General features: G+C 67.9%; 12 protein-coding genes. 4 read left to right on the top strand and 8 right to left on the bottom strand.

Going from position 1 to position 12,436, the window contains the following annotated elements; all coding sequences use genetic code 11:
• Positions 1-7: 7 nt before the first annotated feature.
• From chvE to FB547_RS07130, 3 genes are read right to left on the bottom strand one after another with little or no spacing between them, the layout of a single operon-like run.
• Positions 8-1,078, bottom strand: a complete 1,071-nt coding sequence (chvE, locus tag FB547_RS07140; RefSeq protein WP_145740841.1) for a multiple monosaccharide ABC transporter substrate-binding protein — start codon at positions 1,076-1,078, stop codon at positions 8-10.
• Positions 1,079-1,090: 12 nt separating this feature from the next.
• A complete protein-coding gene (locus tag FB547_RS07135; RefSeq protein ID WP_145740839.1) occupies positions 1,091-2,056 on the bottom strand; it encodes an ABC transporter substrate-binding protein in 966 nt (321 codons plus the stop codon).
• Between the two features lie 56 nt (positions 2,057-2,112).
• Positions 2,113-3,564, bottom strand: coding sequence for an aldehyde dehydrogenase family protein (locus tag FB547_RS07130; protein WP_145740837.1), 1,452 nt, complete (start codon positions 3,562-3,564; stop codon positions 2,113-2,115).
• A gap of 158 nt (positions 3,565-3,722) precedes the next feature.
• On the opposite strand from FB547_RS07130, the gene FB547_RS07125 reads away from it, so the two are divergent.
• Entirely contained in the window at positions 3,723-4,682 is a 960-nt protein-coding gene (locus FB547_RS07125; protein WP_145740835.1) for a LysR family transcriptional regulator, read from the top strand.
• On the opposite strand, the gene FB547_RS07120 is transcribed toward FB547_RS07125, so the two are convergent.
• Positions 4,683-5,459, bottom strand: a complete 777-nt coding sequence (locus FB547_RS07120; protein WP_145740833.1) for an SDR family NAD(P)-dependent oxidoreductase — start codon at positions 5,457-5,459, stop codon at positions 4,683-4,685.
• A gap of 137 nt (positions 5,460-5,596) precedes the next feature.
• Here FB547_RS07120 and FB547_RS07115 point away from each other — a divergent pair, with 137 nt between their 5' ends.
• The gene (locus FB547_RS07115; protein WP_145740832.1) at positions 5,597-6,550 is read left to right on the top strand and encodes an SMP-30/gluconolactonase/LRE family protein; all 954 of its coding nucleotides are present in this window, start codon (positions 5,597-5,599) and stop codon (positions 6,548-6,550) included.
• Here FB547_RS07115 and FB547_RS07110 read toward each other — a convergent pair.
• On the bottom strand, positions 6,540-7,427 hold the full coding sequence (locus FB547_RS07110) for a LysR family transcriptional regulator (protein ID WP_145740831.1): 888 nt from the start codon (positions 7,425-7,427) through the stop codon (positions 6,540-6,542). The two genes, FB547_RS07115 and FB547_RS07110, sit on opposite strands and share 11 nt — an antisense overlap.
• A gap of 117 nt (positions 7,428-7,544) precedes the next feature.
• Between FB547_RS07110 and FB547_RS07105 the strand changes: the two genes are divergently transcribed.
• A complete protein-coding gene (locus FB547_RS07105; RefSeq protein WP_145740829.1) occupies positions 7,545-8,417 on the top strand; it encodes an NmrA family NAD(P)-binding protein in 873 nt (290 codons plus the stop codon).
• Positions 8,414-8,662, top strand: coding sequence for a DUF2798 domain-containing protein (locus FB547_RS07100; protein WP_145740828.1), 249 nt, complete (start codon positions 8,414-8,416; stop codon positions 8,660-8,662). The genes FB547_RS07105 and FB547_RS07100 overlap by 4 nt, the downstream gene beginning before the upstream one ends.
• Here FB547_RS07100 and FB547_RS07095 read toward each other — a convergent pair.
• From FB547_RS07095 to FB547_RS07085, 3 genes are all read right to left on the bottom strand, one after another.
• A complete protein-coding gene (locus FB547_RS07095; RefSeq protein WP_145740826.1) occupies positions 8,641-9,714 on the bottom strand; it encodes an aldose epimerase family protein in 1,074 nt (357 codons plus the stop codon). The two genes, FB547_RS07100 and FB547_RS07095, sit on opposite strands and share 22 nt — an antisense overlap.
• Positions 9,711-11,357, bottom strand: a complete 1,647-nt coding sequence (locus tag FB547_RS07090; protein WP_261380243.1) for a Mur ligase — start codon at positions 11,355-11,357, stop codon at positions 9,711-9,713. The genes FB547_RS07095 and FB547_RS07090 overlap by 4 nt, the downstream gene beginning before the upstream one ends.
• A gap of 90 nt (positions 11,358-11,447) precedes the next feature.
• Complete coding sequence (locus FB547_RS07085; protein ID WP_145740824.1) at positions 11,448-12,323, bottom strand: LysR family transcriptional regulator; 876 nt, start codon at positions 12,321-12,323, stop codon at positions 11,448-11,450.
• Between the last annotated feature and the right edge of the window lie 113 nt (positions 12,324-12,436).

Below are 12,436 nucleotides of genomic sequence, written 5' to 3'. Positions count from 1 at the left end.
CCGACGCTCACTTGACCTGGCTTTCCTTGTAGTAGCCGCTGTCGACCAGCACCTGCTTCCAGTTGCCGCCGTCCACGCTCACGGGCTTGAGCAGGTACGAGGGCACAACCTTGATGCCGTTGTTGTAGGTCTTGGTGTCGTTCACCTCGGGCGTCTTGCCCGACAGCATGGCGTCGACCATGGCCACCGTGACCTTGGCCAGCTCGCGCGTGTCCTTGAACACGGTCGAGGTCTGCTCCTTGCGCAGGATCGACTTGACCGACGGGATCTCGGCGTCCTGCCCCGACACCACCGGCATCGGCTGCGACGCCGAGCCGTAGCCCACACCCTTGAGCGACGAGAGAATGCCGATCGACAGGCCGTCGTACGGCGACAGCACCGCATCGACGCGGTCCTTGGTGTAGTAGGCCGACAGCAGGTTGTCCATGCGGGCCTGCGCCACCGCGCCGTCCCAGCGCAGCGTGCCGACCTTGTCCATGCCCATCTGCTTGCTGCGCACCACCAGCTTGCCGCTCTTGATGTACGGCTCCAGCACCGACATCGCGCCGTTGTAGAAGAAGAAGGCGTTGTTGTCGTCGGGCGAACCGCCGAACAGCTCGATGTTGAACGGGCCCTTGCCGCTCTTCAGGCCCAGCGCCGCCTCGATCGACTGCGCCTGCAGCACGCCGACCTGGAAGTTGTCGAAGGTGGCGTAGTAGTCGACGTTCTTCGAGCCTTTGATGAGCCGGTCGTAGGCAATGACCTTCACGCCCTTGTCGGCCGCCTTCTGCAGCACGTCGGACAGCGTGGTGCCGTCGATGGCCGCGATGACCAGCACCTTGGAGCCCTTGGTCACCATGTTCTCGATCTGCGCGAGCTGGTTCGGAATGTCGTCGTCGGCGTACTGCAAGTCGGTCTTGTAGCCCTTCTCCTTGAAGTACTTGACCATGTTGGCGCCATCGGCGATCCAGCGCGCCGACGACTTGGTCGGCATCGAGATGGCGATCGGGCCCTTGTCCTGCGCATGCGCGAGCGGCGCGATGCCGGCGATGGCCAGTGCGATGCCTGCGAGCGAGGCCTTGAGGAAGTTGCGTTTCATGGGTGTGGGCTCTCAGTACTTGCGATTGGGAAACTCTTTGGCGGCGACTTCCATCGGGAAGATCGTCTCTTCGGTCACGATGCGCTTGGGCAGCGGCTTGCCGGCCTTGATGTCCTTCACGGCGCTCATCAGCTGGGGGCCGAGCAGCGGGCTGCATTCGACCGACACGTTGAGCTTGCCAGCGATCATGGCTTCGAAGGCACCCTTGACGGCATCGATCGAGATGATCGTGATGTCCTTGGCCGGCTTCAGGCCCGCTTCCTCGATGGCCTGGATGGCGCCGATGGCCATGTCGTCGTTGTGCGCGTAGAGCACGTTGATCTTCTTGCCCTCGGCCTTCAGGAAGGCTTCCATCACTTCCTTGCCCTTGGCGCGCGTGAAGTCGCCGGTCTGCGAGCGCAGGATCTTGAACTTGGGGTCGGCCTTGATGATTTCCTCGAAGCCCTTCTTGCGGTCGATGGCCGGTGCCGAGCCCACGGTGCCCTGCAGCTCGACGATGTTCACGTCGCCCTTCTGGTCCTTCATCTTCTCGACCAGCCAGCGGCCCGCCTTGCGGCCTTCCTCGACGAAGTCGGAGCCCATGAAGGTCACGTAGAGCGAGTCGTCCTTGGTGTTCACCGATCGGTCGGTCAGCACCACCGGGATCTTCGCGGCCTTGGCTTCGCGCAGCACGGTTTCCCAGCCCGACTCGACCACCGGCGAGAAGGCGATCACGTCCACCTTCTGCGCGATGAACGAACGGATCGCCTTGATCTGGTTTTCCTGCTTCTGCTGCGCGTCGGAGAACTTGAGCTCGATGCCCGCTTCCTTGGCCGAGGCCTTGATCGACTCGGTGTTGGCGGTGCGCCATTCGCTCTCGGCGCCCACCTGGCTGAAGCCGAGCACGATCTTCTTCTGCGCCAGCGCGGTGGCAGGCAGGAGCCCGCCGAGCGAGGCGGCGGCGAGTGCGATATTGAGGGTGCGGCGATTGAGTTTCATTGGAATGTCTCCTTCTTTCTGAGTGCTTGCTTGTTGATGAAAACCATCCGTGGTGGTCAGGCCAGCATGTAGCCGGTCTTGACCGTCGTGTAGAACTCCGCGGCGTGGCGCCCTTGTTCGCGCGGCCCGTAGCCCGACCCCTTGCGCCCGCCGAAGGGCGCGTGGAAATCCACGCCCGCCGTCGGCAGGTTGACCATCGTCATACCGACTTCGGCATGGCGCCTGAAATGCATCGCGTGCTTGAGCGAGTTGGTGCAGATGCCCGCGCTCAGGCCCGAAGGGGTGTCGTTGCACAGCGCCAGCGCCTCGTCGTAGTCGGCCGCCCGCAGCACGCAGGCCAGCGGGCCGAAGATTTCCTCGCGCGCGATGCGGTGCCCGGGCGTGGCCAGGAACAGTGCGGGGCTCATGTAGTGGCCGGCGGTTGCGCGCTGCAGCGGCTCGCCGCCCCATACGTGCTCGGCGCCCTCTTCGCGCGCAATGCCGACCCATGCCAGGCTGCGCGCCAGCCGCTCTTCATCGACCAGCGGCCCGACGTCGACGCCGCGTTCGAGCGCATGGCCGATCTTCAGCGCCTTGAGCCGTTCGCGGAGCCGCGAGACGAACGCGTCGTGCACCGCGGCCTCGACGATCAGCCGGCTCGATGCCGTGCAGCGCTGGCCGTTGGAAAAATAAGCGCCCTGCACCGCGCAGTCGACCGCATGGTCGATGTCGGCGTCGGCCAGCACCACGAGTGCGTTCTTGCCGCCCATCTCGAGCTGCACCTTGGCGCGCCGCGCGGCGGCCGCCTGCAGGATGCGCTCGCCGTTGCGCGCCGAACCGGTGAAGCTCAGGGCATCGACCAGCGGGCTGTCGACCAGTGCCTGGCCCGCCTCGCGGCCGCTGCCCATCACGAGGTTGAACACGCCCGCGGGCAGCGCGGCGCGGCTGATGATCTCGGCCAGCGTCCAGCCGCAGGCCGGCGCCAGCTCGGCGGGCTTGAACACCACGCAGTTGCCGTGCGCGAGCGCCGGCGCAATCTTGGTTGCCGGCACCGCGAGCGGCGAGTTCCACGGCGTGATGAGCCCGGCCACGCCGACCGGTTCGCGCGTGACGTCGACCTGCACGCCCGCGCGCAGCGAGGCCATGTTCTCGCCGCCGCCGCGCAGCGCCTCGCCCGCGAAGAACTTGAACACCTGCCCCGCGCGCGCCGCCTCGGCCACCGCTTCGGGCAGGGTCTTGCCGACCTCGCGCGCCAGCAGCAGGCCCAGTTCGTCCTTGCGCGCCAGCAGTTCGGTGCCGATGCGGTCGAGCACGTCGGCCCGGCGCTGCGGCGTGCTGTGGCTCCAGTGGGAAAAGGCGTCGGCGGCCGCGCGGATCGCGGATTCCACCTGGCGGCGATCGGCGCGTGCGTATTCGGCCACCACTTCGCTGGTGTCCGAAGGATTGGCGCTCACACCGGTGGTCGCGCTGGTTTCCCAGCGGCCGTTGATGTATTGCCGCACGTTCTGATGGATCTCGCCGTGAATCACCTGCGCGCCGACCTTGTCTCTCGTTTTGGAAAAGTGCGGCGAGTCTATGAACAGAATTGATATCAATCCAATCATTTTTTCGACAAAATGCATATCAATCGCTGGATTCTGGAAAACCCTCTGAGCACAAAGCTCTCACAAACAACAACCCACGAGACATGACCAACTACAACCACTGGTTCATCCGTGCGCGCCTCAAGACGCGGCAGCTGCTCTTGCTGGTGGCGCTGGCGGAGGAAGGCAACATCCACCGCGCGGCCCAGGTGCTCAACATGACCCAGCCGGCCGCTTCCAAGCTGCTGAAGGACCTGGAGGACGTGCTGGAAGTGCCGCTGTTCGACCGGCTGCCGCGCGGCATGCGCCCCACCTGGTATGGCGAAACCATGATCCGCCACGCCCGCGTGGCGCTGGCCAGCCTGAACCAGGCGCACGACGAACTCACCGCGCTCAAGGCGGGCCGCTTCGGCCAGGTGGGCGTGGGCGCCATCACCGCGCCGGGCCTCACGCTGATGCCGCCCGCGGTGGCGATGGTGAAGCGCGAGCAGCCCGATTTGCGCGTGTCGCTCGAGATCGAGACCAGCGCGGTGCTGATCGAGCGGCTCGAGCAGGGCAAGCTCGACATCCTGGTGGCGCGGCTCTTCGCCGAGCACGACAAGTCGCAGCTGCGCTACGAGGCGCTGGCCGAGGAGCCGGTGTGTGCGCTGGTGCGCCCCGGCCATCCGCTGCTGGGCATGAGCGGCCTCACGCTGCGCGACGTGGTGGGCGCCGGCTGGATCGTGCCGCCCGCGGGCAGCGTGCTGCGCCACCGTTTCGAGCTGATGTTCCAGGAGGAGGGCCTGGTGCCGCCGAACAACATCATCGAGAGCTCGGCCCTGCTCTTCATCACGCGCATGCTGCAGCAAAGCGACATGGTCGCCGTGCTCGCGACCGACGTGGCGCGCTACTACGCCGCGCACGGCATCGTGTCGCTGCTGCCGCTGGACATGCCCTGCCACATGGACGCCTTCGGCATCATCACGCGCACCGACCGGCTGCTGTCGCCGGCGGCCAAGGTGATGATGAAGGCGCTGAAGACCGCGAGCCTCAGCGTCTACGGCCGCAAGCTGGAACTGGACTGATCAGGTCCAGCCCGCATCCACGGTGAACTCCTGCGCGGTGCACATCTTCGCGTCGTCCGACGCGAGGAACAGCACCATGCGCGCGATGTCCTCGGGCATCAGCTTGTCGGGCAGGCACTGGTTGCGCTTGAGCGATTGCTCACCCTCGTCGTCGAGCCACAGCTGCACCTGCCGCTCGGTCATCACCCAGCCGGGCGATACGGTGTTGATGCGGATGCGGTCGCGGCCCAGTTCCACCGCCAGGCCGCGCGTGAGGCCATTGACCGACGACTTGGCAATCGCATAGCAGGGATAGCCCGAGCCCTTGGTCTGCCAGCCCGTGGAGCCCAGGTTGACCACCGAGCCGAAGCCCAGCCGCCGCATGCCCGGCACCACCGACTGGATCGCGAACAGCGCGGGCCGCTCGTTGATGGCCATGCGGTTGTCGTAGTAGTCGGGCGTGACCGATTCGAGCGTGTGGCGGTCGTCGCTCGCCACGTTGTTGACCAGCACCGCAAAGTCGCCGAGCTCGGCGGCCGCATCGGCAATGGCCTTCTGCAGCGCGCCGATGTCGCGCACGTCGCAGGCGCGCCACCATGGCGCGGCATGGCCTTCTTGTGCGATGCGCTGCGCGAGCGCGGCGCTGGCGCCTTCGGCAATGTCGACGAAGGCCACGCGTGCGCCCTGCGCGGCAAACGCGGCCACAATCGCCGCGCCAATGCCGCTGCCGCCGCCGGTGACGAACACCGTGCGTCCCTTCAGGCTGGGATGAATCGAAAGCTGCGGGGAATCCTTCAAGATGGGGGTCTCCAGAGAGCTGGCTGTGACATTGCAAAATCAATATCACTTGATGCCAAATAGTTTGGTTTCTATTATCAATATGCCTTGATACGATCCGCCGCGTCAAGGACCGAGACAACAAAGGCGCAAAACAAATGACCCAGACCGGCAGCACCGCATCCACTCCCACGCCCCTTGGCGTGCCATCGATCGTCGGCCAACCCGAGTGCCTGTGGCCCGCGGGCGCCACGCTCGGCGAAGGCACGCTGTGGTCGCCGCGCGAACGGGCGCTCTACTGGATCGACATCCTCGAAAGCCGCCTGTACCGGCTCGATCCGGCCAGCGGCGCGCGCCGCAGCTGGCAGTTCGACGAGGAGATCACCGCGCTGGCCGAGCGCGCGGACGCGCCGGGGCTGATCGTCACCATGCGCCGCGGCTTCGCCTTCTTCGATCCCGCGGTCGATGCGCCGCCGCGCTACCTGCACCAGCCCGAGCCCGACCGGCCCGGCAACCGCTTCAACGACGGCAAGTGCGACCGGCAGGGCCGCTTTTGGGGCGGCACCATGGACTTCGATTGCGTGGCGCCCACCGGCGCGCTCTACCGCTTCGACGCCGATGGCCGCTGCACGCGCCACGACGACGGCTTTGCGGTGACCAACGGGCCGACCTGGTCGCTCGACGAACGCACGATGTACTTCAACGCCACGGTCGAAGGCTGCGTCTACGCCTACGACTTCGACAGCACGGCCGGCACCGTGGGCAACAAGCGGGTGTGGCTTCGCTTCGCCGAGGGCGACGGCCTGCCCGACGGCATGACGACCGACGCGGCCGGCCGCCTCTGGATCGCGCGCTGGGGCGGCCATTGCGTGAGCTGCCACGACCCGGTGAGCGGCGCCGAGCTGTGCCGCATCGAACTGCCCGCGAGCAACGTCACGGACTGCGCCTTCGGCGGCGAGGACCTGTGCACGCTCTACATCAGCACCGCGCGCAGCGGGCTCACGGCCGAACAGCTCGAGGCCGAGCCGCTGGCCGGCGGATTGTTCGCGGTGCGCATCGGCAGCCCGGGCCTGCCCGCGGCCGAGTTCGGCGCGGCGGCCGTCAAGGCCTAGGCAGGTTCTCGGCGGCGAAGTCCGCAAACAGCTTCGCCCTTGCCTGGCTTCCCCTGGCGGCGGGCCACACCACGTGCACCGGTATTTCGGGCGGTTCGAAATCGGTCAGCACCAGTTCGACGCGGCCGCCCTCCAGCAGATGGCGAATCTGCCAGAGCGGCGTGAAGCACAGGCCCAGGCCCTGCGTCACGGCCGCATAGATGGCCGCCGTGTTGTCGGCCCGGAACCGCCCCGAGACCTTGACCCGCCTTGGCCTGCCGTTGACCGTGAAGGGCCAGTGCGCATCGGTCTCGTGCGTGGTCCGCACGAGGCACTGGTGGCCGGCCAGGTCTTCGGGCCGCTGCGGGCGGCCATGGCGCTCGAAATACGCCGGAGCGCCCGCCACGATCATGCGCAAGCCGCCGAGCCGCCGGGCGGCGAGTTCGGAGTCGGGCAGCTCGCCGATGCGGATGGCGAGGTCCAGGTCGCCGTCGATCAGGTTCACGAAGCGGTCCGAGGCGGTGAGTTCCACTTCCATGGCCGGATAGCGCCGCATGAAGGCGGCGATCAGCGGCACCACGAAAGCCGGCGCGAACTGCACCGGCGCGGCAATCCGCAGCAGTCCCCTGGGCGATGCGAGCTGGCTGCTCGCCTCGGCGGCCGCCGCATCGATTTCGGCAAGCGCCGCCTGCACGCGGCGGTGGTAGGCGAGGCCGACCTCGGTGACCGAGGACTGCCGCGTCGTGCGCCGGAGCAGCTGCACGCCGAGGCTGCGTTCCAGCGCGCCGAGCGAGCGGCTGACCGACTGGACCGAGCGCCCGAGGTGCCGCGCCGCTGCGCTCTGGCTGCCGTGGTCGACGATGGCCACGAAGGCCCGGATGTCCTGGATCTGCTCCATGAGATCTTTCCGTTTTGAATGAAGGTCTATGTCGATTTGCATGGATTCTCAAACTTTTCGGCAATTCGTATCGTTCTTCGGCCGCGGTCTTGAACCGCTCAACCGAAGGAGAGATGCATGCAAGAGCAAAGAAAAGCCACCGTACTGGTGGTCGGCGCGACCGGCCGGGTCGCGCACTGGGTGGTGTCTGCCCTGCTGGCGCGCGGCGCCGCGGTGCGCGCGCTGGTGCGCAACGAAGAAGGCGCGCGCGCCGCCCTGGGCAACGGCGCGGCCGAAGCGGTCGTCGGCGACCTGCGCGACCCGGCGAGCCTTGCGCGCGCGGCCGCGGGCGCCGGCGGCGTGTTCCACATCGGCCCCGCCTTCCAGCCCGACGAAGCACGGATGGGATGCAACATGGTGGCCGCAGCCGCCGGCGCGGGCGTGCGGAAGTTCGTTTTCTCCTCGGTGATCCAGCCCACGCACGCCACGCTCGCCAACCATGCGAGCAAGGTCGCGGTCGAGACGGCGCTGTTCGAATCGGATCTTGAATACACGCTGCTGCATCCCGCCAACTTCTTCCAGAACCTGAATGCCGCCTGGCCCGCCATCGTGAAGGACGGCGTGCTTGCCGAGCCCTACCCCGTTTCCACGCGCATCGCCCGGGTCGACTTTCGCGACGTGGCGGAAGTCGCCGCCCTCGCGCTGACGGGCGACCACCTCGCCTTCGGCAGCTTCGAGCTGTGCGCGCCTGACCGCTTCAACCGGCTTGAAATCGCGCGCATGGCCAGCGAGGCGCTGGGGCGCCCGGTGTCGGCCGAGCAATGGAGCTTCGGCGACTGGGTTGCGCGGGCCAATCCGCCCTACGACGAGCGCCAACGCCTGCTGCTCTCGAGGGTGCACGCGCACTATGCCGCGCACGGGCTCGGCGGAAATCCACTGACGCTGCGGGCGATCCTCGGCCGCGAGCCGCGCACCTTGAACCGATACATCCAGGAGCTGGCCCGCCCATGAACCGCAGAAAACTTCCCGCCCGCTATGCGGGCATCGTCATGCCGTTTTTCCTTTCGGTCTTCATGTCCTGCATCGTCGCCGGCGTCTCCACGCTCAAGAGCGTGGGGCTCGCGAGCGGGCTCCTGCAGATGTGGATGAGCGCCTGGGGCGTCTCCTGGCTGGTCGCGTTTCCGTCGCTGCTGGTGGTGCTTCCGGTGGTCCGCAAGCTCGTTGCGGCCACGGTTCAGGAAATGCCGAAGCGGTGAAGTGTGCTGCTGCCGAACACCTCTCCCGGCCGCAGCACCGTCGAAGGAAAGTCCGGCTGGTTCGGCGAATCGGGGCAGTGCTGTGTTTCCAGGCACAGCCCCGCACCGCGCCGCAAGCTCTCGCCATCGGCACCGCGCAGGCTGCCGTCGAGGAAGTTGCCCGAATAGAACTGCAGCGCCGGCTCGGTCGTGTGCACCTCCATCACGCGCCCGGATGGCGGATGTTCGAGCCTGGCCGCCAATGCCAGGCCGGCCGGCTCGCGGTCGAGCACCCAGTTGTGGTCGTAGCCGCCGGCGATGCGCAACTGCTCGTGCGGCGCATCGATGCGCGCGCCGATGGGCGTGGCTGCGCGGAAGTCGAACGGCGTTCCGGCCACCGGCGCGAGGCCGAGCGGAATCAGGCCCGCATCGACCGGGCAGTAGCGGCTCGCGGGAATCGTGAGCCGATGGTCCAGCACCGCACCCTCGCCCGCGAGGTTGAAGTAGTCGTGATGGCTCAGGTTCAGCACCGTGGGCCGGTCGGCCACGGCGCGGTAGTCGATGCGCCAGGTGTTCTCGCTGGTGCTGAGCGCGTAGCGCACCGTCACCTGCACCTCGCCCGGAAAACCCTCTTCGCCGTCGGCGCTGGTGTAGCGAAGCTCGATGGCGATGTCGCCCGCCGCGCTGTCCGCCGGCACCGGCTCGATCTGCCAGAAGCGCGTGCCGAAGCCCCGGTGCCCGCCATGCAGCGAGTTGGCGCCGTTGTTCAGCGGGAGCTGGTGCGCAACGCCATCGAGCGTGAAGCGCCCGCCTGCGATCCGGTTCGCGTAGCGCCCGACGATGGTGCCCAGGTGCGGATGCGGGCCGAGGTAATCGGCGAGGCTCGGCAGGCCGAGCACGATGTTGCCGCTGTGCCCATGGCGGTCCGGCACGTGCAACGCAGTGACGATGCCGCCATGGTTGATGGCGCTGAGGCGCAGGCCCCAGCCGTTGTCCAGGGTGTATTCGGTCACGACGCGCCCGTCGGGCATGCGGCCGAATTCGCGGGTGGTGATATTGCTGCTGCTGTTCATCGACGGTGCTTCCAGTAGGCAATGAGCCCGGACAAATAGTGCTCCACGTCGTCGATGCGAACGCGGAAGCTGTGGTGCTTGATGAAGAACGAACCGGCGATGCGGTCCGGGTTGCGGAAGAACATCGCGAGTTCGGGCCAGAAGTAGCCGTTGGCCAGGTAGCGCGCGCGATGCTCGAGCGCGCGGTCGAACTTGGCGCGGTCGAAGCCTTCGAGCAGCGGGCGCAGCGCGGGGTCGGCGGCCAGGCGCTCCACCATCTCGCGCGCAGCCATCATGAGCTCGAGCAGGGTCGGGAAGGTGGTGATGCGCTCCAGCACGAAGTCCAGGTAGTCGGCCACGTTGCGCAGGCCGAACTGGTAGTAGCGCGTTTCGGGCCGAACCCTTGTGAGCTCGTTGACGCAGTAGCTCAGCCAGTGGTCGTGCGCGCGCCAGTGCTCCGCGGCAATGAAATGCTCGAAGGCCTTCTCGACCACCGCGAGCCAGCGCTCGTCCCGCGTAAGGCCGTACAGGCGCATCAGGCCGAAGGCCGCCTCGCCGTCGTAGTAGATGACGCGGAAGGCGTCCTTCACCTCGAGCGAGGGGTAGTTGAGCACGTGCACGAAGCGCCCGGTGGCCGGATCCTGCATGGCCTGGATGCCGAGCGCGAGCTGCTCCATCAGCGGCAGGTGCTGCGGATCGCCCGTGAGCTCCGTGTACTTGACGAGCGCCAGCAGGCACACCGCATTGCCGCCGAGCTTGACCTCGTCGCCGATGTCCAGCAGGTAGGCCGCGCGCGTGCCGCCGGGCAGCTCGGCCTGGCGGATCAGCCGCTGCGTCAGCAGCGACAGCGAGCGGTCGATGGCCGCCTTCTGGCTGTCGCTGCGGGTCAGCTCCCAGGCCTCGAGCAGCGCATAGGTCGAGCTCGCGTGGCGCAAGGTGTTGTAGGTGGGAATCGCGCGGTCGAAGCACGGGAACCAGCCGTAGTGGAACTCGCCCGTGGGCTTGATCTGCGCCGCGAGATAGTCGCTCGCGCTGTCCACCAGGCTGCGCACCTGGCCGGCGCTCCACTCGGGCAGCGTGCGGTAGCCCGCCGCCTGTCCCTTGGGGGTGATGGGCCACGCGCCCTCCGCATCGGCATAGGCCGCGCGCGTGGTGAAGCACCACACCGGCGCCGCGTCGTCCTGCGGAAAATCGAGCTCGACACCGAAGCGCCGCTTCGCATGAAGGCGCAGGTTGCCCGGATTGGGCTCGGCATGGCCCACCGTGCCGTTGTAGAAGATGGCGCTGCCGTTGATCTCCGGCGCGAGCAGCGCCGCGTCGAACGCCGCATCGAGGGACACGCCCTGGTTGAAGTAGTTGCGCTTGGTACGCGCCAGGCGGTCCTTCAGCGCGCCCCAGCTCATGGGCTCGACCTGGTCGACCAGCTCCACGCGCACGCGGCGCGGCTGCATGCCGATGCGCTGCGCGAGCGCAATCGCCGCATCGCTGGCCTTTTGCCAGGCCTGCTCGGCGCTTTCGGCGCGCCCGGCGACCACGCGCGCGCGGCTCGCGCCGTCGCCCAGCGCAATCAGCACCACGCAGCCGGCCTCGGGCGTGGCGGCGGCGCCGGGCAGCGTGCCGTCCGGAGCGGCCAGGAGCTGCCTGGCGCGGTTCAACAGATCCATGGAGAGAGTCGGTTCTTGGGTCATTGCAGGCGCGAATGATGACAGGCCGCGCGCGCCCGCTGCAAATTCGGCGGCCTCTACGCGCGCCGCTCAGGTCCAGGTTTCGAGCACCGCGCTGCGCACCGCCTCGACGGCGCTCGCGTGCCGGCCTTGCGCCGCGAGCCAGCACAGCCAGGTGCGCGAGCGCCAGCCGTTCCAGATCGCAAGCTCGCCGTTGCGCTCGCCCTGCTCGGCCTGGTCGAGCCGCAGCAGGCCCGCGCCCATGCCGCTTGCGACCATGCTGCGCACGGCGCTTTCGCTGTCGGCCGTGCGGCCCTGCCGGTAGTCGCGGCCGGCGCCCGCGAACAGCTTCTCGAGGTGCGTGCGCAGGATGCACGTGGGCGGCGTGCCCACCCACGGCAGCTGGGTGAGTTCGTCGAGCGTGAGGCCCGGGTGGGCCTCGGAAACCGGCAGCGGCAGCGCCACGACCAGCTCGACCGGAACGAGGCGCAGCAGCTCCATGCCTTCGACCTGCTCGCTGTCGCTGAGCGCGTAGGCGCAGTCGAGCTCGCCGCGCTGCACCGCCGCCAGGGTCTCGAACGACAGGCCCTGCCGCAGCTGCAGCGTGACCTGCGGATGGCGCTCCGCAAGCTTGACCAGCACCTCGCCGAGCCTCAAGGCCACCGGATCGACCACGGTGCCGAAGCGCACCACGCCCTGCGCCGCGCCGCGCAGCTGTTCGGCGGCCGAGCGCATGCGCATGGCCGAGGCCAGCGTGCGTTCCGCTTCCTCGAGCAGGCTGCGGCCGGCCTGCGTGGGCACCATGCCGCGCGGCGTACGCTCGAACAGCTTCACGCCCAGTTCGTCCTCCAGTGCCTTGAGCTGCGCGCTGACGGCCGGCGCGCTGGTGAACACGCGCTCGGCGGCGCGGGTGAGGCTGCCCTCCTTCGCAATGGCAACGAAGGTCTTCAGTTGGTAGAGCTCCATGGCACAAATTGTGAGCGCTGGCGCGGCCTGCGTCCGTTCGTTTTTTCGGAGACCCCCGTCCAAAGAAGCGAATGGCCGCGCAACGCGGAAAAGCCGAAGCTTGGCGCCATCGA

The sequence above is a fragment of the Variovorax beijingensis genome (genome assembly GCF_007828835.1).
Classification (GTDB): Bacteria; Pseudomonadota; Gammaproteobacteria; order Burkholderiales; family Burkholderiaceae_C; genus Variovorax; species Variovorax beijingensis_A.
The sequence above is the reverse complement of the archived record's forward strand: the minus strand, read 5'-3'. Positions and strand labels throughout refer to the sequence as shown.

Bases quoted from the DNA above. Each gene is read 5' to 3' on its own strand.
- FB547_RS07115 (WP_145740832.1), top strand. From the start codon at position 5,597: ATGACCCAGACCGGCAGCACCGCATCCACTCCCACGCCCCTTGGCGTG.
- chvE (WP_145740841.1), bottom strand. From the start codon at position 1,078: ATGAAACGCAACTTCCTCAAGGCCTCGCTCGCAGGCATCGCACTGGCC.
- FB547_RS07110 (WP_145740831.1), bottom strand. From the start codon at position 7,427: ATGGAGCAGATCCAGGACATCCGGGCCTTCGTGGCCATCGTCGACCAC.
- FB547_RS07085 (WP_145740824.1), bottom strand. From the start codon at position 12,323: ATGGAGCTCTACCAACTGAAGACCTTCGTTGCCATTGCGAAGGAGGGC.
- FB547_RS07105 (WP_145740829.1), top strand. From the start codon at position 7,545: ATGCAAGAGCAAAGAAAAGCCACCGTACTGGTGGTCGGCGCGACCGGC.
- FB547_RS07135 (WP_145740839.1), bottom strand. From the start codon at position 2,056: ATGAAACTCAATCGCCGCACCCTCAATATCGCACTCGCCGCCGCCTCG.
- FB547_RS07100 (WP_145740828.1), top strand. From the start codon at position 8,414: ATGAACCGCAGAAAACTTCCCGCCCGCTATGCGGGCATCGTCATGCCG.
- FB547_RS07090 (WP_261380243.1), bottom strand. From the start codon at position 11,357: ATGGATCTGTTGAACCGCGCCAGGCAGCTCCTGGCCGCTCCGGACGGC.
- FB547_RS07095 (WP_145740826.1), bottom strand. From the start codon at position 9,714: ATGAACAGCAGCAGCAATATCACCACCCGCGAATTCGGCCGCATGCCC.
- FB547_RS07125 (WP_145740835.1), top strand. From the start codon at position 3,723: ATGACCAACTACAACCACTGGTTCATCCGTGCGCGCCTCAAGACGCGG.